The 24252-nt window shown below is 69.3% G+C and carries 22 protein-coding genes; 10 read left to right on the forward strand and 12 right to left on the reverse strand.

All coding sequences use genetic code 11. The annotated features are described in order from the left end of the window. Nucleotides 1-10: 10 nt before the first annotated feature. Nucleotides 11-1162 (reverse strand): hypothetical protein, encoded by a 1152-nt coding sequence (locus HALDL1_06105; protein AHG03213.1) that lies wholly within the window; start codon nt 1160-1162, stop codon nt 11-13. A gap of 162 nt (nt 1163-1324) precedes the next feature. Further along, nucleotides 1325-2227, reverse strand: coding sequence for a phosphoserine phosphatase (locus HALDL1_06110; GenBank protein ID AHG03214.1), 903 nt, complete (start codon nt 2225-2227; stop codon nt 1325-1327). A gap of 359 nt (nt 2228-2586) precedes the next feature. On the opposite strand from HALDL1_06110, the gene HALDL1_06115 reads away from it, so the two are divergent. Together HALDL1_06115 and HALDL1_06120 are read left to right on the forward strand one after the other, a co-directional pair. Continuing rightward, nucleotides 2587-3000 (forward strand): hypothetical protein, encoded by a 414-nt coding sequence (locus HALDL1_06115; protein AHG03215.1) that lies wholly within the window; start codon nt 2587-2589, stop codon nt 2998-3000. A 32-nt stretch (nt 3001-3032) separates the two neighbouring features. Further along, nucleotides 3033-3842: an endonuclease III gene (locus tag HALDL1_06120; GenBank protein ID AHG03216.1), complete on the forward strand. Its 810-nt coding sequence runs from the start codon at nt 3033-3035 to the stop codon at nt 3840-3842. Nucleotides 3843-3869: 27 nt separating this feature from the next. Here the strand turns inward: HALDL1_06120 and HALDL1_06125 are convergent, their stop codons facing one another. The 3 genes from HALDL1_06125 to HALDL1_06135 form a co-directional block, all read right to left on the reverse strand. Next, nucleotides 3870-4229 (reverse strand): hypothetical protein, encoded by a 360-nt coding sequence (locus HALDL1_06125; GenBank protein ID AHG05202.1) that lies wholly within the window; start codon nt 4227-4229, stop codon nt 3870-3872. Between the two features lie 91 nt (nt 4230-4320). Next, nucleotides 4321-4704 (reverse strand): hypothetical protein, encoded by a 384-nt coding sequence (locus HALDL1_06130; GenBank protein ID AHG03217.1) that lies wholly within the window; start codon nt 4702-4704, stop codon nt 4321-4323. 99 nt (nt 4705-4803) lie between these two features. Further along, a complete protein-coding gene (locus HALDL1_06135; protein ID AHG03218.1) occupies nt 4804-6729 on the reverse strand; it encodes a hypothetical protein in 1926 nt (641 codons plus the stop codon). Nucleotides 6730-6989: 260 nt separating this feature from the next. Between HALDL1_06135 and HALDL1_06140 the strand changes: the two genes are divergently transcribed. Further along, nucleotides 6990-7472: a hypothetical protein gene (locus tag HALDL1_06140; GenBank protein ID AHG03219.1), complete on the forward strand. Its 483-nt coding sequence runs from the start codon at nt 6990-6992 to the stop codon at nt 7470-7472. Nucleotides 7473-7528: 56 nt separating this feature from the next. Continuing rightward, nucleotides 7529-8011: a cupin gene (locus tag HALDL1_06145; protein ID AHG03220.1), complete on the forward strand. Its 483-nt coding sequence runs from the start codon at nt 7529-7531 to the stop codon at nt 8009-8011. A gap of 56 nt (nt 8012-8067) precedes the next feature. On the opposite strand, the gene HALDL1_06150 is transcribed toward HALDL1_06145, so the two are convergent. Then, nucleotides 8068-8217, reverse strand: coding sequence for a hypothetical protein (locus HALDL1_06150; GenBank protein ID AHG03221.1), 150 nt, complete (start codon nt 8215-8217; stop codon nt 8068-8070). A 113-nt stretch (nt 8218-8330) separates the two neighbouring features. After that, the gene (locus tag HALDL1_06155) at nt 8331-8912 is read right to left on the reverse strand and encodes a hypothetical protein (GenBank protein AHG03222.1); all 582 of its coding nucleotides are present in this window, start codon (nt 8910-8912) and stop codon (nt 8331-8333) included. Between the two features lie 106 nt (nt 8913-9018). Between HALDL1_06155 and HALDL1_06160 the strand changes: the two genes are divergently transcribed. The 6 genes from HALDL1_06160 to egsA all read left to right on the forward strand — a co-directional run bounded on the left by HALDL1_06160 (nt 9019) and on the right by egsA (nt 18478). Then, nucleotides 9019-10521, forward strand: a complete 1503-nt coding sequence (locus HALDL1_06160; protein ID AHG03223.1) for a prolyl-tRNA synthetase — start codon at nt 9019-9021, stop codon at nt 10519-10521. Between the two features lie 149 nt (nt 10522-10670). Next, nucleotides 10671-15128 (forward strand): glutamate synthase, encoded by a 4458-nt coding sequence (locus tag HALDL1_06165; protein ID AHG03224.1) that lies wholly within the window; start codon nt 10671-10673, stop codon nt 15126-15128. A 66-nt stretch (nt 15129-15194) separates the two neighbouring features. Further along, nucleotides 15195-15683 (forward strand): hypothetical protein, encoded by a 489-nt coding sequence (locus HALDL1_06170; GenBank protein ID AHG05203.1) that lies wholly within the window; start codon nt 15195-15197, stop codon nt 15681-15683. Nucleotides 15684-15723: 40 nt separating this feature from the next. Continuing rightward, nucleotides 15724-16713: an epimerase gene (locus HALDL1_06175; protein ID AHG03225.1), complete on the forward strand. Its 990-nt coding sequence runs from the start codon at nt 15724-15726 to the stop codon at nt 16711-16713. Nucleotides 16714-16860: 147 nt separating this feature from the next. Then, on the forward strand, nt 16861-17388 hold the full coding sequence (locus HALDL1_06180) for a hypothetical protein (GenBank protein ID AHG05204.1): 528 nt from the start codon (nt 16861-16863) through the stop codon (nt 17386-17388). A 31-nt stretch (nt 17389-17419) separates the two neighbouring features. Continuing rightward, nucleotides 17420-18478, forward strand: a complete 1059-nt coding sequence (gene egsA, locus HALDL1_06185; protein ID AHG03226.1) for a glycerol-1-phosphate dehydrogenase — start codon at nt 17420-17422, stop codon at nt 18476-18478. On the opposite strand, the gene HALDL1_06190 is transcribed toward egsA, so the two are convergent. The 5 genes from HALDL1_06190 to HALDL1_06210 form a co-directional block, all read right to left on the reverse strand. After that, a complete protein-coding gene (locus tag HALDL1_06190) occupies nt 18471-19490 on the reverse strand; it encodes a hypothetical protein (protein ID AHG03227.1) in 1020 nt (339 codons plus the stop codon). The genes egsA and HALDL1_06190 overlap by 8 nt on opposite strands. Before the next feature lie 22 nt (nt 19491-19512). Then, nucleotides 19513-20583 carry a hypothetical protein gene (locus tag HALDL1_06195; GenBank protein AHG03228.1) on the reverse strand — a complete coding sequence of 357 codons (1071 nt, stop codon included), beginning with the start codon at nt 20581-20583 and terminating at the stop codon, nt 19513-19515. 49 nt (nt 20584-20632) lie between these two features. Continuing rightward, nucleotides 20633-22426, reverse strand: coding sequence for a peptidase S9 (locus HALDL1_06200; GenBank protein AHG03229.1), 1794 nt, complete (start codon nt 22424-22426; stop codon nt 20633-20635). A 78-nt stretch (nt 22427-22504) separates the two neighbouring features. Continuing rightward, nucleotides 22505-23308, reverse strand: a complete 804-nt coding sequence (locus HALDL1_06205; protein ID AHG03230.1) for a methionyl-tRNA formyltransferase — start codon at nt 23306-23308, stop codon at nt 22505-22507. Further along, nucleotides 23301-24251, reverse strand: coding sequence for a hypothetical protein (locus tag HALDL1_06210; GenBank protein AHG05205.1), 951 nt, complete (start codon nt 24249-24251; stop codon nt 23301-23303). Before HALDL1_06210 ends, HALDL1_06205 begins: the two co-directional genes overlap by 8 nt. Between the last annotated feature and the right edge of the window lies 1 nt (nt 24252).

The raw sequence follows: 24252 nt of genomic DNA on the forward strand, positions 1-24252 counted from the left end.
TCTCGCCTTTCTACTGGCGTTCGGGCGCCTCCTCTACGTCCTCGAGGTCGACGCCGCTGAAGTGCGTCGCGATGCGGATGCCGACGACGCTGAGGAGCACGCCGAGCACGACGAACACCGCGAGACGCTGCTCAGGCGTGAACGCGAACTCCCGGACCGCAAGCGGGCCAAAGCGCGTCGACGGGACCTCGATGGGGCCGAGGCGACCGGCCCGCTCCATGAAGTACGCCGAGAAGCCGCGCACGACCAGTCCGACCGCAAGCACGCCGAACGGGAGGTTGAGGAACGACGTGCGGACGCCGCCCTGTCGGATGAGTTCGTCGAACAGGCGGCCCGCGCTCGCGGTGAGCGCACCGAGGGCCACCCACGGGATGCTGTAGTAGGTGAACGCCATCGCGGACAGCAACAGGGCCGTCTCCGCGGGGAGATCCGAGACGCCGAGTGCGCCCGCGAAGACGCCGACGAGCGCCAGTCCCGCCGCCACGACGTACGTGACGATGGAGACGCGGCCGGAGTACAGCGCGTCCCGCGCCTGGCCGGGGACCGCCGCGAGGTAGTCGTCGATACTCAGGCCCTTGTACAGCAGGAACAGTCCGATGACGGCGGTGATGCTGGCAGCGGCGACAGCGAGACTCCCGGTCGCGAGCATCAGCGCCGGGAAGACGAGCATCACGATGCCCAGCGGGACGAGGACGGTCTGTCGGAGTTCCTCGTCGGCGAGGAACTGCTTCAGCAGGTAGTACGTGGACTCCAGGTCGCGGGCCTGCCGGACGACGACGCGGTCGACGGCGTCGACCTGCAGGCGACTCTCGATGATTGGGACGAGTCGTTCGTCCTCGGCGCTGTCGATGACGACGACGGCGGAGTCCGGGTCGTAACGCTCGACAAGGTCGTCCAGTTGTTCGGCGACCGAGCGGTCCGCGCTGACGCCGTCGCCGTCGCCCGAGACGGCCGCGACCACGGCATCGTCGTCCTCGTCGCGGAGATCTCTCGTGACCCGGAGCGCCTCCAGGAGGCAGTTGACGCCGGAATCCTCGGGGTCCGCGATGCCCATCTCCGTGACGAGGGACTGCACCGCTTCCCAGCCGGCGACCGGCGTGCGTAGCCCGGTCTTGCGGGGGATGTCACCCGTCCGGTCTACGGAGACGACCAGCGTTCGCATCAGTCAGTCGGACGGTCACGCCGCCGGGATAAAAACCCCGCGCTGACGGCGCTACTGGCGAGCACTCCGCCACAGTCGCTCCGGCCGCCCGACCGTGCAGAACGGCCCAGAGCGGCCGCTACGCGGCGGGAAATACAGAGAATCGAATCGCGTCGATAGGGGTTACAGGTGGCCGGACTTCTGGAGCTTCCGGAGGTCCTCGGTGTCGAGGGTCTCGCCCTCCTTGAACCGCTCGTAGATCTCCTCGGCTTCCTCGCGGGCCTCCTCCTGTTCGGCGGCGCGCTCGTCCTTGCGGGACTCCTCCTCCTGCTTGTCGAGTTCGCGGAGGCGCTTCTGGACGCGCACGAACGCCTCGTGGTGGGCGTCTGCGGCTTCCTGGGCCTCGACGAACTTCTCGTGCATCTCGTCGGCCTCGTCCCGGATGTCGTCGGCCTCGCGGTAGGCCTCGATCATCTGGTTGTGGTGTTCCTGGGCCTTGTCCGCGAGCTCCGTCACCTTCTCGTGGTGCTCGGAGGCTTCCGCGCGGACTTCCTCGGCCTCCTCGACGAGCTCCTCGAGATTGCCGGACTCGTCGAGTTTCTCCTTTCGGTCCTGGTACTCCTCGCGCTTCTCCTCGATCTTCTCGATGAGTTCGCGCTCGTCCTCGGTCGAGAGGACCTCGGTCTGCTGTTTGAACTCGAGTTGCTCGATCTCCTCTTTGAGCTCCTCGAGGTCCTTGCCCTCGTCGAGTTCGAGGTCCTCCTTGCGCTGCTCGACTTCGTCGAACAGCTCGTTGGCCTCCGCGTTCAGCTCGTTGCGGACCTCCTTGTGCTCCTGGACTTGCTCGTTGAGCTCGTCGCGCTGTTCGCGGTGTTCCTGGGCCTCGTCGACCTTCTCGCGGGTCGCGGCGTTGAGCTCGTCGCGCTCGGAGGCTCGGGAGCTCGCGAGCTGGTTCAGTTCGTTCCGTCGGTCGCGGAACTGACCGGCGTTCTTGATGAGCTGCCCCTTGGATTTCTCCTGGAGTTCCTCGTCAGTAATGAGTTCTTCTGCGGTCGATACTTCGATAGTTTGTTCTTCCTCAGCCATTGTTCAAACCTCTATGCCATACTGCTGGAGCCCATCGCACAGCGGCCGCTCGGAGAGCAGTACTGTCCGGTCGGAAGGAGAACGTCCTGTCATTCTCTCTGAGCTGTGCGTGAACGCTCGCAGCGTTCTGGTGACAGATAGTAGACTACCGCACTACTTAAAATTTGCGTGTGGTACGTGCCCGCAAACAGCTAGCAGACCCGCTCAGACTCGTGGCAACGGCTCACACGGTGTCGTGGTGGGCACATAAAGGGGGCGAGGGATGCCGGGACCGGACACGGTTCGTCCACTGTGCTCTCCGCTCGACTTCGCTCGTGGAGAACGCTGTGCACAAGTACACACACCACTTCGCCGCTGGCATGGAAGAAGTCGTGCAGGCACACGGCCACGAACACGTCGCCGGCGCCCACGCGAGCACGCTCGAACTGACGACGGACGACTACCTGACTCCGGCGGGGGACTGCATCCTCGGCATCGAAGCAGACCGGACGCCGGCGGACTTCGACAGCGAGTTCGTGGGAGCCTGCCGCGACGAGACGGCCGAAATCACGCTCGTCCTCGAGGCCGACGGCCACTCCGACACCGTGACGGGGCAGGGACACTTGGACCTCGAGTTCACGAACGAGCGAAGTTTCGTCGCCCGCACGAGCACGTACGTCGACGACCGTACCGTGCTCGTGGACGCCGACAAGGCCGCAGCGGACGTGGACCGGGACCTGGTCGACGCGCTGGCGGCGGGCGCCGACCTGACGGCGACGTTCCGCGTCGAGTAGCCTTTTTGCGCCCGGGCCACGGAGTTCCGCGCATGGACGACGAACCCGCCGAGAACATCTCCGGCGGCTACGGCGGCGCCGGCCGCTTCGCTGCGTTCGACCTCGGCGAAGCCGACACCCGCGCCGCGGCCGTCGTCGCGGAACTCGGTGACATCTACTGGCAGAAGACGTACGGTGGGAGCGACGCCTTCGAGTGTCTCGTGCGCACCGTCCTCAGCCAGAACACGAGCGACGTGGCGAGCCAGCCCGCTCACGACGCGCTGCTGGAGCGGTACGCGCCGGGCGAGGAGACCGACCTCGCGCGAGCGCTCGCCGACGCCCACCAGGACGAACTCGCCGAGACCATCTCGTCGGCGGGGCTGTACAACCAGAAGTCCGAGACGCTGATCCGGCTCGCCGGGCAGATCTGCGAGGAGTACGGTGGCGAGGCGGGCTTCGACGAGTTCGTCCGGACCGAGGACCCCGACGCGGTACGCGACGCGCTCCTCGACATGAAGGGCGTCGGCCCCAAGACGGCGGACTGCGTCCTGCTCTTCTCGGGAGGTCGAGCTGGCGTTTTCCCCGTGGACACGCACGTCCACCGCATCGCGCGCCGGATGGGGCTGGCGCCCCCCGACGCCGACCACGAGGGCGTCCGGGAGGCGCTGGAAGCGGCGGTGCCCGCAGAGGCCTGCGGGTTCGGGCACACGGCGATGATCCAGTTCGGTCGGGAGTACTGTACGGCGCGCAAGCCGGCGTGCCTGGACGGCCCGGAGGCCTGCCCGCTGTACGACTACTGTGACAGGGTCGGCGTGGACGAACTCGGGGAGGAGGTCGTCGACCCGGCGGCCGCTCGGGAGTGACGGCGACCGGCGCCACGGGGGTTGCGGTCAGCGGTGTCGCCAGCAGGTGTCGGTGAACGACTTCAGCGAGAGGTCCGCCCCGGAGTCGATGCTGACGAAGAGGCCGCGGTACTCCGCATCGGCGAAGTGGAACGCCGTCACCTCCTCGAAGCGGAGCATCGAGCAGCGGAGGTCCCCCGCGGCGAAGAGGTCCTCAAGGTGGTCGCGGCTGATTCCCTCGAGGACGAGGTTCCGGTGGATGCCGTCCGCGCGTTCGCGGAGGCGCGTGTCCACGTTCTCGCGGACGTAGCGGACGTCGTAGCCGGTGCGGTCGTACTCGGCGACGACGCGGAGCGCGTCACCGGCTTCGGCCTGCAACGCTTCGACGAGCGTGTTCTCCCCAGGCATGACTATTGGTAACGAGGGGTACGTGATGAAGGCTTGGGCAGAATTGGCCGGTTCTCGGTGCGCACCCACGTTGGCGGTGTCTCTCCCGGCGCTACCGGGCGCTCCCGTTTATCGTCCGGTTGTCCCGGTAGTTGAAGTCCTCGCCGGCGGCCGGTCCGGTCGCGAGGAACGGGAGGTTGAGCTCCCACTCCGCGGTGACGGAGAACCGCGACAGCGGGTCCGAGAGGAAGTCGCCGAGCGGGCCGACGCCGCCGAAGCGCAACTGGAGGTCGACGACGACGATGCGGGTGTCCATCGCCGTGCCGACACCGCTGAAGCCGAAGTCGCCGGCGGCGCCGAGGTTCGTCAGGAGGTCGAAGTGCAGCCAGAACGTGATGTGGGGGCTCTCGTCGCCGATGTCGAAGCGGTGGCCGCCGTCGCCCTCGACCGGCGGAGCGGCGGCCGCGCCACCGACGAACGTCGACAACACCACCATCGTCGCGAGGACCACGCCGACGCTGCGTGTGCGATTCACGGCCCGTGGTACAGCCAGCCAGAACATAGTAGTACCGCCTGCAGCGAGCGGGTGGGCCCGTCAGATGAAGCGGAACGTCTCGAGGTTCTTCGGCGCGAACGTCCGCATGTTGAACTCGTGGTAGAGCGCGCTGGAGAGGTCCTGCGTCGAACTCTCGTCGCCGTGGACGCAGAGCACCTTCTCCGGGCGGGGGTTCATCGTGCGGACGAAGTCCTCGAGGCCCTGCCGGTCGGCGTGGCCGGAGAAGCCGTCGACGGTCTCGACCTCCATGTTCAGCTGGAGGCGGTCGGTGCGGCCGTTGTCGCGGCTGTCGGGCATCGGAATCTCGTCCCAGCCGGACTGGATGCGGCGGCCGAGGGTCCCCTGGGCCTGGTAGCCGACGAACGTCATCGTGGAGTCCGGGTCTGGACCGATGTGCTGGATCCAGGACATGATGGGGCCGCCCTCGACCATCCCGGACGTCGAGAGGATGATGCACTGGTCGTCGTCGGCGACCGCCTGGCGCTCCTCCTCGCCGCCGTCGATGTGGTTGAACTGGGGCGCGAGGAACGGGTTCTTGTCCTCGTGGAAGATGCGGTCCCGGAGGTCGTCACGGAGGTACTCGGGGTAGGTCGTGTGGATGGCGGTCGCCTCCCAGATCATCCCGTCGAGGTGGATGGGCATTTCGGGAATCTCGCCCTTCCGCATCGCCTCCTCGAGGACGAGCATCATCTCCTGGGAGCGCCCGACGGCGAACGCCGGAATGAGGACCTTCCCACCGCGCTCGTACGTCTCGTTGATGACGCGTTTGAGTTTCCGTTCGGAGTCCTCCTGGTCGGTCTGGTAGTCGTTGCGGCCGCCGTAGGTGGACTCAAGGACGAGCGTCTCGACGCGCGGGAAGTCGTTGACGGCGCCGTTGAACAGGCGCGTGTCGTCGTAGTGGATGTCGCCGGAGAACGCGACGTTGTAGAGGCCGTCGCCGATGTGGAAGTGAGTGACGGCGCTCCCGAGGATGTGGCCGGCGTTGTGGAACGTGAGCTTCACGTCCGGCGCGATGTCCGTCACGTCGCCGTACTCCAGGGGGATGGTGTGCTTGATGGCCTCCCGGACCATCTCGGACTCGTACGGCGGCGCACGCCCCTCCTTCGCGGCGACATCGAGGTAGTCGAGCGTGAGCAGCCCCATGAGGTCGCGGGTCGGCTCCGTGGTGTAGATGGGACCGTCGTAGCCGTACTTGAACAGTATCGGGATGAGCGCGGAGTGGTCGAGGTGGGCGTGGGTCAGGACGACCGCGTCGATGGTCGCCGCGCCCGCGCCGAGGGCCTCCTGGACCTGGAGGTAGGGGACCTCGTCCTCGCTGCCGGGCTTGTCGCCGCAGTCGATGAGGATGCGCGTCTCGGGCGTCGAGAGGATGAAGCTCGCGCGACCGACCTCCCGGCAGCAGCCCAGCGTGGTGATGCGGACGTACTCGTCGTCGGACATCTGCTCGCGGTGGATCTGGCGGCCCACCTTCTCGAGGATGTCCCGGCGGTCGTCGCGTTCCTGCTTGAGGAAGTTCCGGACGTTCGACACGGTCGAGGACTCGATGGGCGGCGTGCGCACGACTTCGGGCGTCCAGCCGGCTGCCTCCGTGATATCGCGAAGGGTCGAGCCGTGGCGGCCGATGACCATGCCCGGCTTCTGAGCCTCGATGACGACCTCGCCGGTGTCCTCGTGGAAGTCGAGGTTGGTGACGCCGGCGTCCTCGGGGATGACGTCCATGATCTTCTGTCGGGCGCGCTCCGGGTTCGAGAGGACGTCGGGGTCTGGGCGCACGGTGATGCGCTTGCGGAGCTGGCTCGCCAGCTGGCGGATGAGGTTGCCGTCCTGGGCGAACTGCTTGGGGTCCCGGGTGTAGACGACGAGCTCCGGGCCTTCGTACTTGACGTCGGTCACCGAGATATCCGGCGGAATCTCGTTCGCAATCTGCTCCTGTAACTCCTCTAGCTGCTTGTCTACAGTGCTCATAGTCGGTAGGTGTGCGTTCGGGAGTCCGCGAATCCCTGGCTACTGCCGTCCCTCACTGGCCGGCACGCGCCGGCGAGCGAGCGGTCCGAAAAACGTGGTGTTCGAGCCCACAGTGTCGGCATATCAGTAGTGCGGCAGTCCCGGCCAAACGGGGCCGGGCCGCGGGGATCAGGTCACGAAAACCCGCTTACTCGGGGGTATACGCCCGGGATTATAAAAGCCTTCGCAAAGTTGGTAGGTGTCCAGACACCATCGGACGTATGGAACTCACGCCAGCGCGCGTCGTCCACGAGGCCGAGTGGGTCCACGACCGGGCCGACAGCGTCGTCCCACTGGTCAACGACGTGCGCGCGTCGCTCGGTGACGCCTTCGACACCGACGTGGCCCGCATCACCGAGGAGCAGTACCACCAGGCTGTCGACGACGTCTTCGCCGACGGCGACCGCGGTGTGAACGCCGCGGCCCTCGTCGCCATTCTCCGTGACCTCGACGTAGAGGGCGACTATCCGGGTTTCGTCGTCGACGAACTACTCGGCCGGGAACTCGCCGCGGTTCTCGCCGGCGAACAGCCCCGGCGACTCCTCGCCGAGGCGACGTTCCACTTCGCGGACGTCACCACGGACGTCCCGGGCGAGGCGGGCCGCGACGACCTGGACGCCGCGCTCGCGGCGGGGTTCCAGACGAGACTCCCCGGCTGGTCGTGGACAGAGTCCGAGAGTCCGTTTTCCGTCCCGCGGGAGTGACAGCGCCGACAGACTGGTGGGAGTAGACCTTTGGTCACGGAGCCGCGGGTTCCGGCATGGAGAAAGTCACCGTCGACGACGTGGAGAACCGACCGAACCCGCTCGGCGTGCACGGCGTCCGCCTCCCAGTCTCCCAGGCGCTCGACACCGAGGACGTGGCGCTCGTGGTGTACGAACTGGAGCCCGGCGAGCAGTTCTCCGGCGGCCTCCACACCCACCACGACCAGGAGGAGATATTCTACGTGCTGTCGGGGACCGCCACCTTCGAGGTGGGGACGGAGCGCGAGGAGGTGACCGTCGACGGTGGCGAGGTGATCCGATTCCCGCCGGGCGAGTTCCAGAGCGGGCACAACCACTCCGACGAACCGGTTCGCGCGCTCGTCGTCGGTGCGCCGGGCGCGCGCCACGAGTGGGACGCGCTCGAGTCGATGGCGCCCTGCGCGGACTGCGGCGAGGAGACGAGCCACGCCGTCCGCCCGCCCAACGACGAGGGCGTGATGCAACTGGTCTGCAACGAGTGTGGCGCCGAGATGTTCTGACGCTGTCGCTGGGGGTCGCGGTGCTTCGAAGAATGGTGGGTCGGGGTCGAGAGGGGTTATTCGCCGAACTCGATCTCTTCGTCGGGGAGTTCAGGGGCTTCCGCCGGTTCGTCGGTGGCCTCGAGGGTGCGCTCTACTTCCCGCTCGCGCAGTTGTTCGCGTTTTTTCTGGCCTTTCCGCTCGCGGCCACGCTTCGTGTCACCCATACCGTGGGGCATGTTCCCACGACACTTAGTTCCCCCGCCGGTATCGTTATGTGACCACCCGGGGAATGGGTCGGGAGTTCGCGAGGCCACGCTCTGTTATCCCGTGGCCGGCGCTACGCGCCCAGCCAGTCGTCGTTCCGGACCTCGTAGCCGTTGCTCCGGCAGAACTTCGCGGCGCGCTTGCGGACCTTCCGGGACTTCGGGAGGCGCTCGTTCTCTCGCATCTCGTCGATTAGCCACGCGGTGACGAACGCGATACCCTCGTCCTCGTCGTCGGCGTCTACGTCCTCGAGCGCGCGCAGCGTCTTCTTGTAGGCGTCCCGGCGTTCGCGGAACTGCTCGCGGAGTCCCGTCTCTCTGCTGACCGTCTCCAGGCGGCGCAGCGACGCGGCAACGGACGGCCGCTGGAGCTTCTGGCGTGCGTCCTCGGGGGACTCGTACTCGTCGCGCGCGGACTCCTCGACGACCTCAGCCACGGGAATTGCGTCGTCCTCGGTCTGCACCTCGTACTCCCCGGCGGCCTCGACCACCTGGTCGGCCGGCGCGGGGTACTCCAGTTCCTCGAGCGCGTCGTCCAGTTCCCGCGGCGGTTCGGTCTCGTGGTACCGCGTGAGTTCCTCCTTCGTGGCGCGTTCGATCTGGCGCCGCCGTTCGTCCTGGGCCTGCTTATCGCGTCCGTCTTTCGTGTCTCCCATGAGGACACATTGGGCCGGGACGCGGATAACCTGCGGGGGCGACCCACGCCCGCCGGCGAGTGACGCTTCACGGGATTTAAGAGCGCATCGGGCCGTTGTACACCTAATGAGCGACGAACAGGAACTCGGCATCACCGAGTCCAAGGAGCACAACCCCGGCGACTGGTACGCCGAGGTGGTGCAGAAGGCGGAGCTCGCGGACTACGCGCCGATGGGCGGTTTCATCGTCACGCGCCCGCGCGGGTACGCTCTCTGGGAGGCCATCCAGGACAACCTCGACAGCTGGTTCAAGCAGACGGGCGTGGACAACGCCTACTTCCCGCTGTTCATCCCCGAGTCGTACCTCGAACGCGAGAAGGACATCGTCGAAGGGTTCGACCCGGAGGTGGCGTGGGTCACGCAGGGCGGCCACGAGGAACTCGAGGAGCGCCTCGCCGTGCGCCCCACCTCGGAGTCCATCATCGCGCCGTACATGGCCCAGTGGGTACGCTCGCACCGCGACCTCCCGCTGCGACTCAACCAGTGGAACTCCGTGGTGCGCTGGGAAGCGACGGACACGAAGCCGTTCTTCCGCACCAAGGAGTTCCTCTGGCAGGAGGGCCACACCGCACACGCCACCGACGAGGGCGCGTGGGCCGAGACGACGATGCGCCTCGACCAGTACCAGCGGCTCTACGAGGACGTCCTCGGCATCCCGGTGCTGCGCGGCCAGAAGCCCGACCACGACAAGTTCCCGGGCGCGGACACCACCACGACGGTGGAGGCGTTGATGCCCGACGGGAAGTCCGTGCAGGGCGGCACCAGCCACCACCTCGGGCAGTCGTTCGCGGAGGCGTTCGACATCACGTACTCCGACGAGGACGAGGAGGACCGCACCGCCTACACCACGTCGTGGGGGCTCTCGTGGCGCGCCATCGGCGCGCTCGTCATGTCCCACAGCGACGACCAGGGCCTCGTGCTGCCGCCGACCGTCGCGCCCAAGCAGGTCGTCATCGTCCCCATCTGGCAGGAGGACACCCAGGACGAGGTGCTCCAGTACGCCACGGAACTCGCGGCGGAACTGGAGGGTGCGGGCGTGCGCGTCCACCTCGACGACCGCGACGAGCGCAACCCCGGCTTCAAGTACAACGAGTGGGAGCTCAAGGGCGTCCCGGTGCGCTTCGAGGTCGGGCCGAACGAGGTCGAGGACGGTGAAGTCACCGTGGTCCACCGGCCCGACGGCGAGGACACCGTCGAGGACCGCGCGGATATCACCACCTCCGTCTTCGAGCACCTCGATACGGTCTACGACAAACTGTACGACGCGGCCGCCGAGCGTCTCGACGAGAACGTCCGCGAGGCCAGCGACCGCAACGAGATTCTCGGCACCATCGGCCAGCACGGCGGCTACGTGAAGGCGCCGTGGTGTGGCGACGAGGAGTGCGAGGCCGAAATCAAGGAGCAGATCCACGCCGAGATCGTGATGGTCCCCCTGGGTGAGGAGTCCGCGGCCCGCGCGGCCTCCGAGTTCGAGGGCGAGCGCGTCCCCGAACCCGACCACGAGGGCGAGACCTGTGCGGTCTGTGGCGAGGACGCAGAGCAGACGGCCTACTTCGCGAAGTCGTACTGACACAGTCCGGCGTCCCAGTCGCCTCGTTTTCTCCAACACTGGACGATCGCAACCACTGTTAGTACGTCCTTATACTACCTTTATTGTGTATATATTACCCTTAGCCATTCAGGGTCAGTGTTATGCGCTACGGAGCGCCCCGTGCGAACATGAATCAAGGCACGAACGACAGTTCTCTTCTCGCGGACCCGGACGACGCCCGGTCGAACTGCGGCGTCGGCGTCGTCGTCGACCTCGACGGCGGCCAGTCTCACCGCGTACTGGCGGACGCACTGACGGTCCTCGAGAACCTCGACCACCGTGGCACGACGGGGGCCGAGGAGAACACCGGCGACGGCGCCGGCGCACTCATCCAGACGCCAGACGAGTTCCTCGCAGCCGAGTTCGGCGGTCTACCGGAGACGTACGCCGTCGGCTCGCTGTTCCTCCCGCAGGACGCCGACGAGCGCGCCGCCGTCCGTGAGACCATCGAATCCACGCTCGCGGGTCGCGGACTCGCCGTCGTCGACTGGCGCGACGTCCCGACCGACAACGCCGACCTCGGCCAGACTGCCCGCGACTCGGAACCGCACGTCGCGCAGTGTCTCGTCCGACCCGACGGTTGTGCGGACTTCGAGAAGGCGCTCTACGTCGGGCGGAACGACGTCGAGGCCGCCGTCGACCACGACCAGTGTTACGTCTGCTCGCTGGACGCCGACACGCTCGTCTACAAGGGGCTGCTGAAGGGCGACCAGGTCGGCGACTACTATCCGGACCTCCGCGACGAGCGCGTCGAGACCGGGTTCGCGCTCGTCCACGCGCGCTTCTCGACGAACACGCTCGGCGCCTGGCACCTCGCCCACCCCTACCGCAATATCGTCCACAACGGCGAGTTCAACACCATTCAGGGGAACGTGAACTGGATGCGCGCACGCGAGGCCGACCTCGACAGCGCGGGCTTCACCGACGACGAACTCGAGGCGGTCCTCCCTGTCGTCGACGACCCCGAGCAGTCCGACACCGCGAGCGTCGACAACGCCCTCGAACTCCTGATGCAGACCGGCCGCTCGCTCCCGCACGCCCTCAGGATGCTCGTCCCCGAGGCGTGGCAGCGCGACGACCGCATGAGCGACGCCCGCCGCGAGTTCTACGACTACCACGCGAGCCTCGTCGAACCGTGGGACGGCCCCGCGCTCGTCATCGGCACAGACGGCGACCGCGTCGGCGGCGTCCTCGACCGCAACGGCCTCCGCCCCTGCCGCTACGAGGTGCGCGCCGACGGCACGCTCGTGATGGCCTCCGAGCAGGGCGCACTCGACGGCGACGCGAGCGAGGTGACCGAGCGCGGCCGCCTCGCGCCCGGCCAGCTGTTCCTCGCGGAACCCGGCCGCGGCGTCGTCGACGACGACGCTGTCTTCGACGAACTCACTGACGAGCAGTACGGCGAGTGGGTCGACGACCAGCAGCTCCGCCCGGAGACGGGCGGCGACTCGCTGCCGAGCGACCCCACCGACGACCTGCGCGCGACGCAGGCGCTGTTCGGCTACACGGAGGACGAACTGAACGAACTCGTCGCGCCGATGGTCGCCGACGGCAAGGACCCGGTCGGCTCGATGGGTGACGACACGCCGCTGCCCGGGCTCTCCTCGTTCAACCACCCGCTCGCGTCGTACTTCCGCCAGCTGTTCGCGCAGGTGACGAACCCGCCCATCGACTACATCCGCGAGGACCTCGTGACGAGCGTGGAGACGCGCCTCGGCCGCCAGCGCAACCTCCTCGAGGAGTCCCCGGAACACGCACGGCAGGCGGTCCTCGACAGCCCCGTGCTGGCGGACGCCGACCTCGCGACGCTCCGGGACACCGACCTCCGGAGCGCCACCATCGACCTCGCGTTCGACGCGGACGCGGACCTCGAGAGCGGCGTCGAGGCCGTCCAGCGGGCCGCCGCGGACGCCGTCGAGGACGGCGCGGAGCTGCTGGTGCTCTCGGACCGCGCCGCCGGCGAGGGGTCGCTCCCGATTCCGTCGCTACTGGCTACGGGCGCGGTCCACCACCATCTCGTTCGCGAAGGACTGCGGGCTCGCGTCGGTCTCGTCGTCGAAGCAGGCGACGTGCGCACCGTCCACCAGCTCTGCGCCACGGTCGGCTACGGCGCGGGCGCGGTCAACCCGTACCTCGCCGTCGAGTCCGCCTGCGACATCGTCGCGGGCCCGGACGGCGCGGCCCCCGAGGACGCCGTCTCCTCGTACCTCGGCGCGCTCGAGGACGGCCTGCTGAAGGTGATGTCGAAGATGGGCATCTCCACGGTCGCCTCCTACCAGGGCGCACAGATATTCGAAGCCGTCGGGCTCGACAGTTCGGTGGTCGACCGATTCTTCGAGGGGACCGCGAACCGGACGGAGGGCATCGACCTCGACGGACTGGAGACTCACATCCGGGACCGCCACGCGGCGGCGTTCGAGGACGGTGACCCGGCCCTCGACCGCATCGGCGAGTTCGAGAATCGCACCTCGGGTCGGTTCCACCAGTGGAACCCGAAGACGGTCCACAGCCTCCAGGAGGCCGTCGAGAACGGCGACTACGGGTCGTTCGAGGAGTACGCTGTACAGGTGAACGACCAGACCGAACAGCTCCAGACGCTGCGCGGCCTCCTCGACATCGAGACGGAGGACCGCGAGTCCATACCCGTAGAAGACGTCGAACCGGTCTCCTCGATCGTCGAGCGGTTCTCGACGGCGGCGATGAGCCTCGGCAGCCTCAGCCCGGAGGCTCACGAGACGAACGCCCAGGCCGCCAACGGCCTCGGCGCGAAGGCGAACACGGGCGAGGGCGGCGAACCGCCCGAGCGCTTCGGCACCGACCGCGAGTGCAAGATCAAGCAGGTGGCGTCCGGGCGCTTCGGCGTCACCTCCGAGTACCTCGCCTCCGCCGAGGACCTCCAGATCAAGATGGCTCAGGGGTCGAAACCCGGAGAAGGTGGCCACCTCCCGGGGAAGAAGGTCAACGAGATGATAGCGGACGTGCGCTGCTCGACGCCGGGCGTCGGCCTCATCAGCCCGCCGCCACAGCACGACATCTACAGCATCGAGGACCTCAAGCAGCTCATCCACGACCTGCGCGCCGCGAACCCCGAGGCGCGCGTCCACGTCAAACTCGTCTCCGAGGCGGGCATCGGCACTGTGGCAGCCGGCTGCGCGAAGGCGGGTGCGGACTGCATCCACATCTCGGGGCACTCCGGCGGGACGGGCGCCTCCCCGAAGACGAGCATCAAGCACGCGGGTCTGCCGTGGGAACTCGGCCTCGCTGAGGCGAACCAGTTGCTCCGCGAGACGGGGCTGCGCTCCCGGGTCACGCTCCGCGTCGACGGCGGCCTCAAGACCGGCCGCGACGTCGCCGTCGGCGCGCTGTTGGGCGCCGAGGAGTTCGCGTTCGGCACCGCGTCGCTCGTCAGCGCGGGCTGCGTGATGGCCCGCATCTGCGAGACCAACAACTGTCCGACGGGCGTCGCCACCCAGGACCCCGACATGCGCGACCGGTTCCGCGGCACCCCGACGATGGTGGCCAACTACCTCACCTTCGTCGCGCGCGAACTCCGCGAACTCGCCGCGGAACTCGGCTACGAGAGCGTCGAAGCGATGGTCGGGCGGGTCGAACACCTCTCACAGCCGGAGACCGACCACCCGACTGGCCGCAACTTCGACCTCTCCCGGGTCCTCGCGGAGCCGTCGGGCGACTCCCGCACGCACACGCGAGCCCAGGACGACGCCGACGTCAGCCTTGACGAAGACCTCATCGACGCCGCGGAACCGGCGCTCACCGGGGGCAGCGACGTCGACCTGGTCCGCGAGATAGCGACCAGCGACCGGTCGGTGGGTGCGCGGCTCTCCCACGCGGTCAGTAGCGAGCGCGGCGGCGCTGGTCTCCCCGAGGACAGCGTCAGCGTCTCCCTCGAGGGGAGCGCGGGCCAGTCCTTCGGCGCGTTCCTCGCGCCCGGCGTCACGCTCTCGCTGACCGGTGCGGCCAACGACTACGTCGGGAAGGGGCTCTCCGGTGGGACCGTCGCGGTGCGCACGCCGCCGGAGGCGGGCTTCGACCCGGCGGAGAACACGCTGGTCGGGAACGTCGCGCTGTACGGCGCGACCGACGGCGAGTGCTACGTCAACGGCGTCGCCGGCGAGCGGTTCGCGGTCCGGAACTCGGGCGCGAACGCGGTCGTCGAGGGCGTCGGTGACCACGGCTGCGAGTACATGACCGGCGGCATCGTCGTCGTGCTCGGGGACGTCGGCCGCAACTTCGCGGCCGGGATGTCCGGCGGCGTCGCCTACGTCCACGACCCCGAGGGTACGTTCGAGGAGCGCTGCAACACCGGGATGGTGGACGTCTCCCGCGACCTCTCGGAGCCCGACGAGGCCGCCGTCCGCCGCCTCGTGGAGAACCACGTGGCGCGCACGGCCAGCGACCGCGCGGCCGCGCTGCTCGACGACTGGGACGCCGCCATCGAGGAGTTCGCGGCCGTGATGCCCGAGGCCTACCGGGACGCAATCGCCGACCGGCCGGAGGCGGACGCGCGCCGCTCCCTCCCCGAGCGCGCCGGCTGTGGCCGCTCACTCGCCGGGAGCGCGGACTGAGCCCAGCGCTCAAACGAGAGTTTTAGTCTACCCAACAGTTTTCCCCCGGCCGGACGACAGTCCGACGTGACTCGAACGTACAGCCGCCGCGCACTGCTCGGCGTCCTCGCCACGAGTCTCGCGGCGCTCACCGGCGCGACCGCACGCCCCTCCTGCGCGCCGATCACCGGGTCGGCGGACGTGGAGTGTGGGGGACCGCTGTCGCTGTCCGGGCCGGCGGCCGTCCAGCAGAACGGTTCAGCCCCCCGGTTCGTCTGCCGGAACGAGGGCGACGGGGCCGTCCGCATCGCGGCGGGGCGGTGGGAACTGTACCGGTACGGGGACGGCTGGCTCCGCCTCGCGTCGGGACAGACGACCGACCGAGAGACGCTCGCCCCCGGCGAGGAGACGGCGTGGGTCCTCCTCACCGACGACGGAAGCGGGGGGTCCCTGAGCACGATGTCGACGACCACGCGGTACGTCGGCCCCGTCTCGGTCCGAGCGGGCCGCTACGCGTTCGCCGTGCGCGGCGGGCAGCCCGGCACCCAGTACGAGGCGACCGCCACGTTCAGGTAGAATAGCCACCGCTTTTGTCGCGCCGAACCGACTGTGCGGTATGGATTCGGCGCTCGTGGTCGGCGGCACGCGGTTCATCGGCCGCCACCTCGTGGAGGAACTGCTCGCTCACGACTACCGCGTCACGACGTTCACGCGCGGCAACCACGACGATCCGTTCGCCGAGGACGACCGCGTGGCCCACGTCGAGGGCGACCGCACCGACCGGAAGGACCTGCTCGCCGCGAAGCGTGAGGTCGACCCCGACGCCGTCTTCGACAACGTGGCCTACAAACCCCGGGACGTGGAGTCCGCGACCGACATCTTCGCCGACGTGGACGCCTACGTCTACGTCTCCAGCGGCGCGGCCTACGGCGACGAAGCGGTCCCCAAGCGCGAGGGCGAGACGGCCCTCGAGACGTGCACGGCCGAGCAGGCTACCGACGACTCCCCGGCGAGCTACGGCGCCCGCAAGGCCGCGGGCGACCGCATCGTCTTCGAGGCCGCCGAGCGTGGTGTGAACGCGATGGCAGTCCGTCCGCCCGTCGTCTACGGCCCCCACGACCACACCGAGCGACTCGCCTACTGGGTCGACCGCGTCGCCGAGCACGACGAACTCGTCGTCCCGGGCGACGGGACGAACCTCTGGCAGCGCGTCTACGTCGAGGACGTCGCGCAGGGACTCCGACTCGTCGCCGAGGAGGGCGACCCGGGCGAGGCGTACAACGTCGGCGACCGGAACGCGGTCACGCTCGACCGCCTGCTCGACCTGATTGCGGACGCGTTGGGCACCGACGTCGAGCGGGCGTACACCAGTCCCCGCGAACTGTCGATAGTCGACCTCTCGCCCGACGATTTCCCGCTCTACCGCGACTACCCCCACATGCTGAGTACGGCGAAGGTCGCGGAACTCGGCTACGAGTCGACGCCCCTCGACGAGGCGATGGAGCGCACCGTCGAGGCCCACCGCGCGAACGGCCGCACCGGCGACGACCAGGGCCCGGACAGGGAGGCCGAGGAGCGCCTGCTCGACGTGCTCGGCACGGTCTGAGGTTCCGTGACACACCCCCCGAACAGTTTTCACCGGGCTCCACGAACCTCCGGTAGAGCTGACCGATGACCTGGCTTCTCCTCCACTGACGGCGTTCGCGCCGTCGCTGGCCGCGCACCGAATTCGACCAGCAGCAGCCACACCACCATGGAGATACGAGAAGCCACACCGGAGGACGCACCGACAACGAACGACGAACTACTCCACCCCGGGTTCCGGGAGACCGCTGCCGTCGACCCCGAGTTCTCGGAACTCGACGAGGACGGGGTCGCGGACGCCGGCATCGACCGCTGGCTCGACGACGACGACCGCGTCGTCTTCGTCGCGGAGCGCGAGGGCGTCTCAGAGGGCCGTAGCGAGTCTGACGCTCGTCACGAGCGAAGGCCGAGTGACGGCGACCTCGTCGGCTACATCGCCGGCGTCCGCAACGACAGCCCGCCCATCTACACGCGGGGGCCGCACACCCACGTCGACGGCCTCTACGTGAAACCCGAGTTCCGCCGCGAGGGGGTCGCCTCCGCGCTGTTCGAGCGCATCGAGGCGTGGGCCCGCGAGCGTGACTGCGAGTACCTCGGCGTCTCCGCGCACGTCGACAACGAGGCCGCCGTCGAGATGTACGACGACGCCTTCGAGCGGAAGTACGTCAGCTACCGACGGCCTGTTGGGGACGAGTAGACTTTTACTCGCGCCCCGGCGACGTACCCCCATGTTCGAGAAGTCGAAGTGGATCAGCCTCCCGCGGAACGTCGTCGTCGGGCACGGCGTGCTCGACCAGACGCGGGAGGTCGTCGCCGACACCCACCTCACGGGGCGGCCGCTCGTGGTGACGAGCCCCACTCCGAAGGAGGTGGCCGCCGACCGCATCGTCGCGCAGTTCGCCGAGGCGGGCGACGACCCCGAACTTGTTGTCGTCGAGGAGGCGACCTTCGACGCCGTCGAGGATGTCCTCGAGGTCGCTCGCGGCTGTGACGCGGGCTACCTCGTCGGCGTCGGCGGCGGCAAACCCATCGACATCGCGAAGATGGCGAGTGACCACCTCGGCACCGCGTTCGTCAGCGTGCCCACGGCGGCGAGTCACGACGGCATCGTCTCCGGGCGGGGCTCCGTTCCGGAGGGCGACACCCGCCACTCCGTCGCCGCCGCGCCGCCCGTCGCCGTCGTCGCGGACACGGGCGTCATCGCGGACGCACCCTGGGCGCTCACCACCGCGGGCTGTGCGGACATAATCTCCAACTACACCGCGGTGAAGGACTGGCGGCTCGCGAACCGCCTCCAGAACGTCCCCTACAGTGAGTACGCGGGGTCGCTCAGCCAGATGACGGCAGAGATGCTCGTCGACAACGCCGACGCCATCAAGCCGGAACTGGAGGAGTCCGCGTGGGTGGTCGTGAAGGCGCTGGTCTCCTCGGGCGTCGCGATGTCCATCGCCGGCTCCTCCCGGCCCGCATCGGGAAGCGAGCACCTGTTCAGCCACCAGCTCGACCGCATCGCGCCGGGGAAGGCCCTCCACGGACACCAGGTCGGCGTCGGCTCCATCCTCGCGGAGTACCTCCACTCCGGCGAGCAGGGCGAGTGGCGCGCGGTCCGGGACGCGCTCGCCAGCCTCGACGCACCGACGACCGCAGACGGCCTCGGCGTCACCGACGAGGAGGTCCTGGAGGCGCTCACCTCCGCCCACGAGATACGGGACCGCTACACGATTCTCGGCGGCGGCATCAGCGAACCCGCCGCCCGCGAAGTGGCCCGGAAGACCGGCGTCATCTGACCGTCTCGTCGAGCGTGGTCAGCGCGAGGCCGCCGAAGACGACACGCGGGCCGAACGCGGCCACGCGGAAGAGGACGAGGGCCGACGCAAGCGCCCCGAGCGGGTAGCCCGTGAACAACGCGATGAGTCCCCCGAGCGCGACGTCGAGTGTCCCGAGGCCGCCCGGAATCGGGAGCGCGAGCGCGAACCCGGCCACCGGCATCACCACCATCACCACGTACACCGACACTGGGAGGCCCACCGCGTGGAGCGAGAAGAACAGCGGGAAGACGTTGAGTATCCAGCCGAGCGTGGCGGCGCCGACGGCGAGCGCGAGGCGGCGGCGGTCCGCGAGCAGCGCCTCGACGCTCTCGAAGAAGCCGTCGAGGACGCCGCGGACCTGGGACCGCGAGAGGCGGTCGTTCAGCCGGGGAACGACGCGCCCGAACGTCCGGCGCAGGAGCGCCGACAGCCACAGCAGAACGTCGACGACGCGGCCCCGGCGGCGGGCGATGGCGACGAGCAGGCCGACCGAGAGTACGAGCATCGCGGCGAACGCCACCAGCACGACCAGCAGGTTCTCGGTCTCTCCGCCGGCAGCGGCGACGCCGACGACGCCCGCTGTCGCGACGACGGCCGACGCCACCATGGTGAGGAACTCCCAGCTCGCCGCCGCGGCGACCCCGGAGCTAACGGTCACGTCGTCGTCGTGGCTGACGCTGTACGCGATGAACGCGCTGCCGCCGACGGTGCCCGCGGGGATGATGCTCCGGACGAACGTCGACGCTAGCCAGGTGCGGCGGGCGAGCGACGCGCCCGGCCCCCGGGCCGGGAGGTCGAGGACGACCCGGAGCCCCTCGCCGTTGACGAGCATGCCGAGCACCGAGACGGCGACCGCCGCCGCGAAGATGCCGAGGTCCGCCCCCTGGAGGTTCCGCACGACCCGTTCCCAGCCGACGCCGGCGACCAGGGCGGCGACGATTGCGGCGCCGACGAGGAACCGGAACGCGACGCCGCGTCGGTCGTATTCCACACGCCCACCAACTCTCGACCGCTCAAAAACGGTTGGGGTCGCGGAGCCGGTCGAGGCGCCGCGAGACCGACGGATGCAGCGACAGCAGGCCGACCAGCGGCGGGCGCTCGGTCGGCACGAGCCCCCGGTCGGCGAGCGTCGCGAGCGCGCTGTCCATCGCGCAGGCGCCGACGCGCCTCGCGGCGTAGGCGTCGGCGTCGAACTCCGTCCAGCGAACCACGGGTCCGGCGGCCAGGAGCAGTCCGAACGAGGCCACGACGGCGGGCGCGAACTCGACGACGACACCGCTGGCCGCGAGGAACAGCGGCACGAGCGCGAGGCCGGTGGCGAGGAACCGGGCGAGGACGTGCCCGCGGCGGTGGTGGCCCGCCTCGTGGGCGACGACGGCGGCGGCCGCCTCGGCGTCCAGTGTCTCGAGGAGCGCGTCCGTCACGAAGACGTAGCGGAACCCGGGGAGGAGGCCGGCGGCGACGGCGTTCGCCACGGGGTTGCGGTCGGTCACGACGACGCGGACGCGCAGGCCGCGCGCGCAGTTCGGCAGGACGGCGCGTTCGCCCGCCGTGAGTTCGCGCACCGGGCCGAAGGCTGCGGCCGCGACCGGGAGTCCGGCGACGACGGCGAGCGCGGCGCCGCCGACGTACGCGACCCCAACGATGCCCGACGGGGCGACCAGCCACGCCGCGACGACGACGAACGCGGGCACCGTGAGCAGCCCCGCGATGGCGAGATACCGCCGGATTGTGGCGGGGTAGTCGGGGGACTGGTCGGCGACTGACGCCCACGCGGGCCGCGACCCGAGATGGACCGCCAGCGTGGGTAGGACGCCCCCGACGACGACGGTGCTCGCCAATCCCGCGAGCAGGCCGAGCGTGAGCGGGCCCGGTATCGCAGCCGCGACGACGTCGTCGAGCGGCGAGGCGGTGGCGAGGACGACGCCGCCGATGCCGACGAGCGCCTGCAGGAGGCGGTTGAGGCGCCGGAGACGGGTCGCTGCGGCTGTCGGCGTGTTGCCGGTCCGGACCGCGGCCGTGGCGACGAGCCAGCTGACTGCGTACGCGCCAGGGGGGAGCGCGAGGAGGGCGGCCGCGTGCATACCCACTCGTACGGGACCGTGGCACTAAGCCGCGACGGTCGGGGGTAGTTCAGACGTGCTCGCCGAGGAACTCGACGACCGTCTGGTAGGCCGTGATCCTGTTCTCCAGTTTGGCGAAGCCGTGCCCCTCGTCCTCGAAGACGAGTTTCTCGACGGGGACGTGTTCGCTCGCCTGCTCGGCGATCTGTTCGGCCTCGCCGACCGGCACCCGGGGGTCGTTGGCGCCGTGCAGGACGAGCAGCGGCGAGCGGATCTTCTCGGCGTTGTTCGTCGGGCTGATGGACTCGAGGAACTCGCGGTCCTCGGCGAGGCTGCCGTACTCGGCCTCGCGGTGCTCGCGGCGCCAGTCGCCCGTGTTCTCGAGGAACGTCACGAAGTTCGCGATGCCGACGATGTCGACGCCCGCGGCGAACGTCTCGGGGTACTCAGTGAGCGACGCGAGCACCATGAACCCGCCGTAAGAGCCGCCGTAGGCGACGATTCGGTCGTCGTCGACGTCGTCGCGGGCGCCGAGCCAGTCGACGCCCGCCTTCCCGTCCTTCACCGAGTCCATCCGGTTGCGCACGTTGTCGAGGTTCATGTACCGCTTCCCGTAGCCCGAGGAGCCCCGGACGTTCGGCTCGAAGACGGCGTAGCCGTTGTCGACGAAGTACTGCCGGAGGGACATGAAGAACGGGCGGCGCTGGGCCTCCGGGCCGCCGTGGAAGTCGACGATGACGGGGTGGGGGCCGTCGCCGTCTGGGAGCGCGAGGAACGCGGGAATCTCCAGGCCGTCGAAGCTCTCGTAGTGGACGAGTTCGACGTCGCGGAACGTCTCGCGTGGGATGCCGGCCGTCGAGGCGTTCGTCCACCGGCGGCACGCGCCCGTCTCGACGTCGACCACGTGGACGTTCGTGTTGTCCGTCGGCGAGGACAGCGAGACGGCGACGCGCTCGGCGTCCGGCCCGAAGCTCAGGCCGAACACGACGCCATCCGGGAGTTCCGGGACGGGGTACTCGTCGAGGGTCGTCCCGTCCGCCTCGGCGAGCGTGAGTTCGCTGTAGCCGTCGACGTTCCGGACGTACGCCAGGCGGCCCGAGCCGTGGTCCACGGAGACGGCCTCTATCGGCCAGTCGCCGCCGTCGACGACGCGCTCGACCGTCCCTGTCTCGGGGTCGAGCAGGCCCAGGTATCGCACGTCGGCGTCGTGGTCGGTCGCGACGTAGATGCCGTCGCTGTCGGGCGTCCACGCCACCGAGGAGAAGCGCGTGTCGGCCTCGAACGGCGTGGCGTGTGTGACCTCGCCGCTGTCGAGGTCGAGGACGTGGAGGTCGTGGCTGAAGTTCGAGTGACCCTCGTGGAGCAGCAGTCGGTCGTCGCCGGGGCTCCACCCCGCCGCCGAGATTCGGCTGAACTGGTCGCCCTCCAGGACCAGTTCGGCGTCCTCGCCAGTTTCGTCGCGGTCCTGCACGTAGACGTCGAAGACCGCCTGGTCGCGGCGGTTCGCCGCGTACGCGAAGCGGTCGCCGTCGTGGCTCCAGCCGCCCCAGTTGTGTTTCGCGTCGGGGGCATCCGTGAGCGCGACGTCCTCGCTGCCGTCCGCGGAGAGGCGATGGAGCTGGACGAACTCGTCGCCGCCCTCGTCCATCCCGTAGACGAGTTCCTCGCGTGTCGGCGAGAACGACGCGTAGACCACGCGCTCGTCGTGGAACGTCAACTGCTCGGGCCACGCCTCCGGTTCGTCGAGTTGCCACACCTGGTTCGACCCGGTCGTGTCGAGCATGAACGCGAGTTCGCCAGACGGCCCTACCGTGGGACCGCCGGCCCCGCGGATGTTGAGGTACCGCTCGATGTCGTAGGCCATTGCCCTACGTCTGGGCCGGAACGACCGTTACCCTTCGGGTGCCGGAACTCCCTCTGCCCGCTCGTCGCCTCGCCGTCGTCAGCCGAACAGCACGCCGCGGGCCGTCTTCCCCAGGTAGGTGGCGACGGGTCGCCCCCGGGGGAGGGTGTAGAGGTCGCCGAGCTCCGCCTCGGAGAGCGTTTCCGGTTCGAACTCGTCGCGTTCGAGCCGGCGGGCGCCCTCGGCGAGCATCTCCTCGGAGGCGTCGAACAGTCGACACCGGACTGCGCCCCACGTCGGCGCGTCGGCAATGTCGACGCGCCTAGAGTGGACCACTTCCCCGCCGTCTAGCGTCTCGTTGATGCGCTGTAGCGTGACGCCGGCCTCTGGGCGGCCGTGGACGTACTCCCAGAACCCCATCGGCTGACCCCGGTACTCCCGGAAGTCGCCGTGGTGGAAGCTCAAGACCCCCATCTCTGGCGCGGTCAGCGCGTCGCCGACCAGGAAGCCGAAGCCGAAGCGGACCGCCACGTCCGTCTCCGCAACCCGCTCGACGGCGTCCTCCGGGAGCGCGTTCTTCCAGCCGTCGACCGTCTCCGGTTCACACTCCACCCACTCGGCGTCCGCGACGCCGTCGATGTCCCGAATCGGCACCGGTTCTAGGGGGTCGAGGTCGTCGGCGAACAGCTGCATCACGGCCGCGACGACCCCCCACTCGCGGAGTTCGACGAGGCGGCGCACGGCGTCGGTCGTCGAGCGCTCGCTGTCCGAAGCGTCCTCGACGACGAGGCCGACCTCGGCGTTCGTCTCCGCGACCATCCGCTGGACGGCCGCGGCCGCCCACGCGGGGAGGGTCTCGCTGTGGGCCAGCAGACAGACCTCGGTGGTGTCGTCCTCACCCACGCGTGCTCACCACCTTCGGGTCGTCGCGGACCGCCTCGTTCAGTTCCGCCATCGTCCGGACCTCGAGTTCGCCCCGGTCGCGCCTCGTCGCGAGTTCCGCGAGAAACGCCCGCACCGCCGGCCACTGGGCCTCGTTCGAGAGGTCGTAGAGGTGACACCAGAGGTGACAGTCGCCCTCCCGCTCGACGGCCGCGTCGAGCGCCCGGCTGAGATACTGCCGCTGGAGGCGCTGCCTGAGCCGGACCGGGAGCGTGCGGAACGGGGCGGGCGCCGGCCGCTGGCCCGACGGGAGCGCCGACGACGTCAGCGAGGGGTAGGAGGTGCAGTAGGTCTCGACGACGCCGTCGACCAGGTCCGGTTCGAACACCGGGTGAGGGCCGTACAGCAGTTCCTTCGCCCGGGCGACGCTTCCGCGGCCGCTCGTGTCCCGGCTCATCCGCATGCACTCGACGCCGGCCTCACGGAGCGGTTCCGCGGGCGGCCTGCTGTGTCGCGGCGGGACGATGGAGTCCGTCTTCGACCCGGTCGCCGAGCGGATCAGCGACTGGGCCGCCTCCAGTTCCCACGCGATGGTCTCTGGGGAGGCCTCCCCGCAGATGACGTGGGAGTACGTGTGCGTGCAGAGTTCGTGGCCGGTCGGCCGCTCGAGTATCTGTCGTACCATCTCCGGTGCGTAGAACAGCGGGTCGCGGGCCACGGCCGTTCCCGGGTCGTTCTGGAACCACCCCTCGCGGTGCGGGCCGTGGTGGTCCCGCTCGCAGTCCGGCTCGAAGAGGTGGCCCACGACGTCGAAGGAGATGGGGACGTCGACGGAGTCGCAGTGGTCCAGCAGGTGACCGAGACACGCCCGCTCTGCCGAGCCGTCGTCGCTCAGGTGCGGGTACTCGCCCACGTCGTGGACCCCCCAGCCGAGCTCTATTTCGATGCTGATCGTGACCGCCATC

Source organism: Halobacterium sp. DL1 (assembly GCA_000230955.3).
In the GTDB taxonomy this organism is placed as follows: Archaea; Halobacteriota; Halobacteria; order Halobacteriales; family Halobacteriaceae; genus Halobacterium.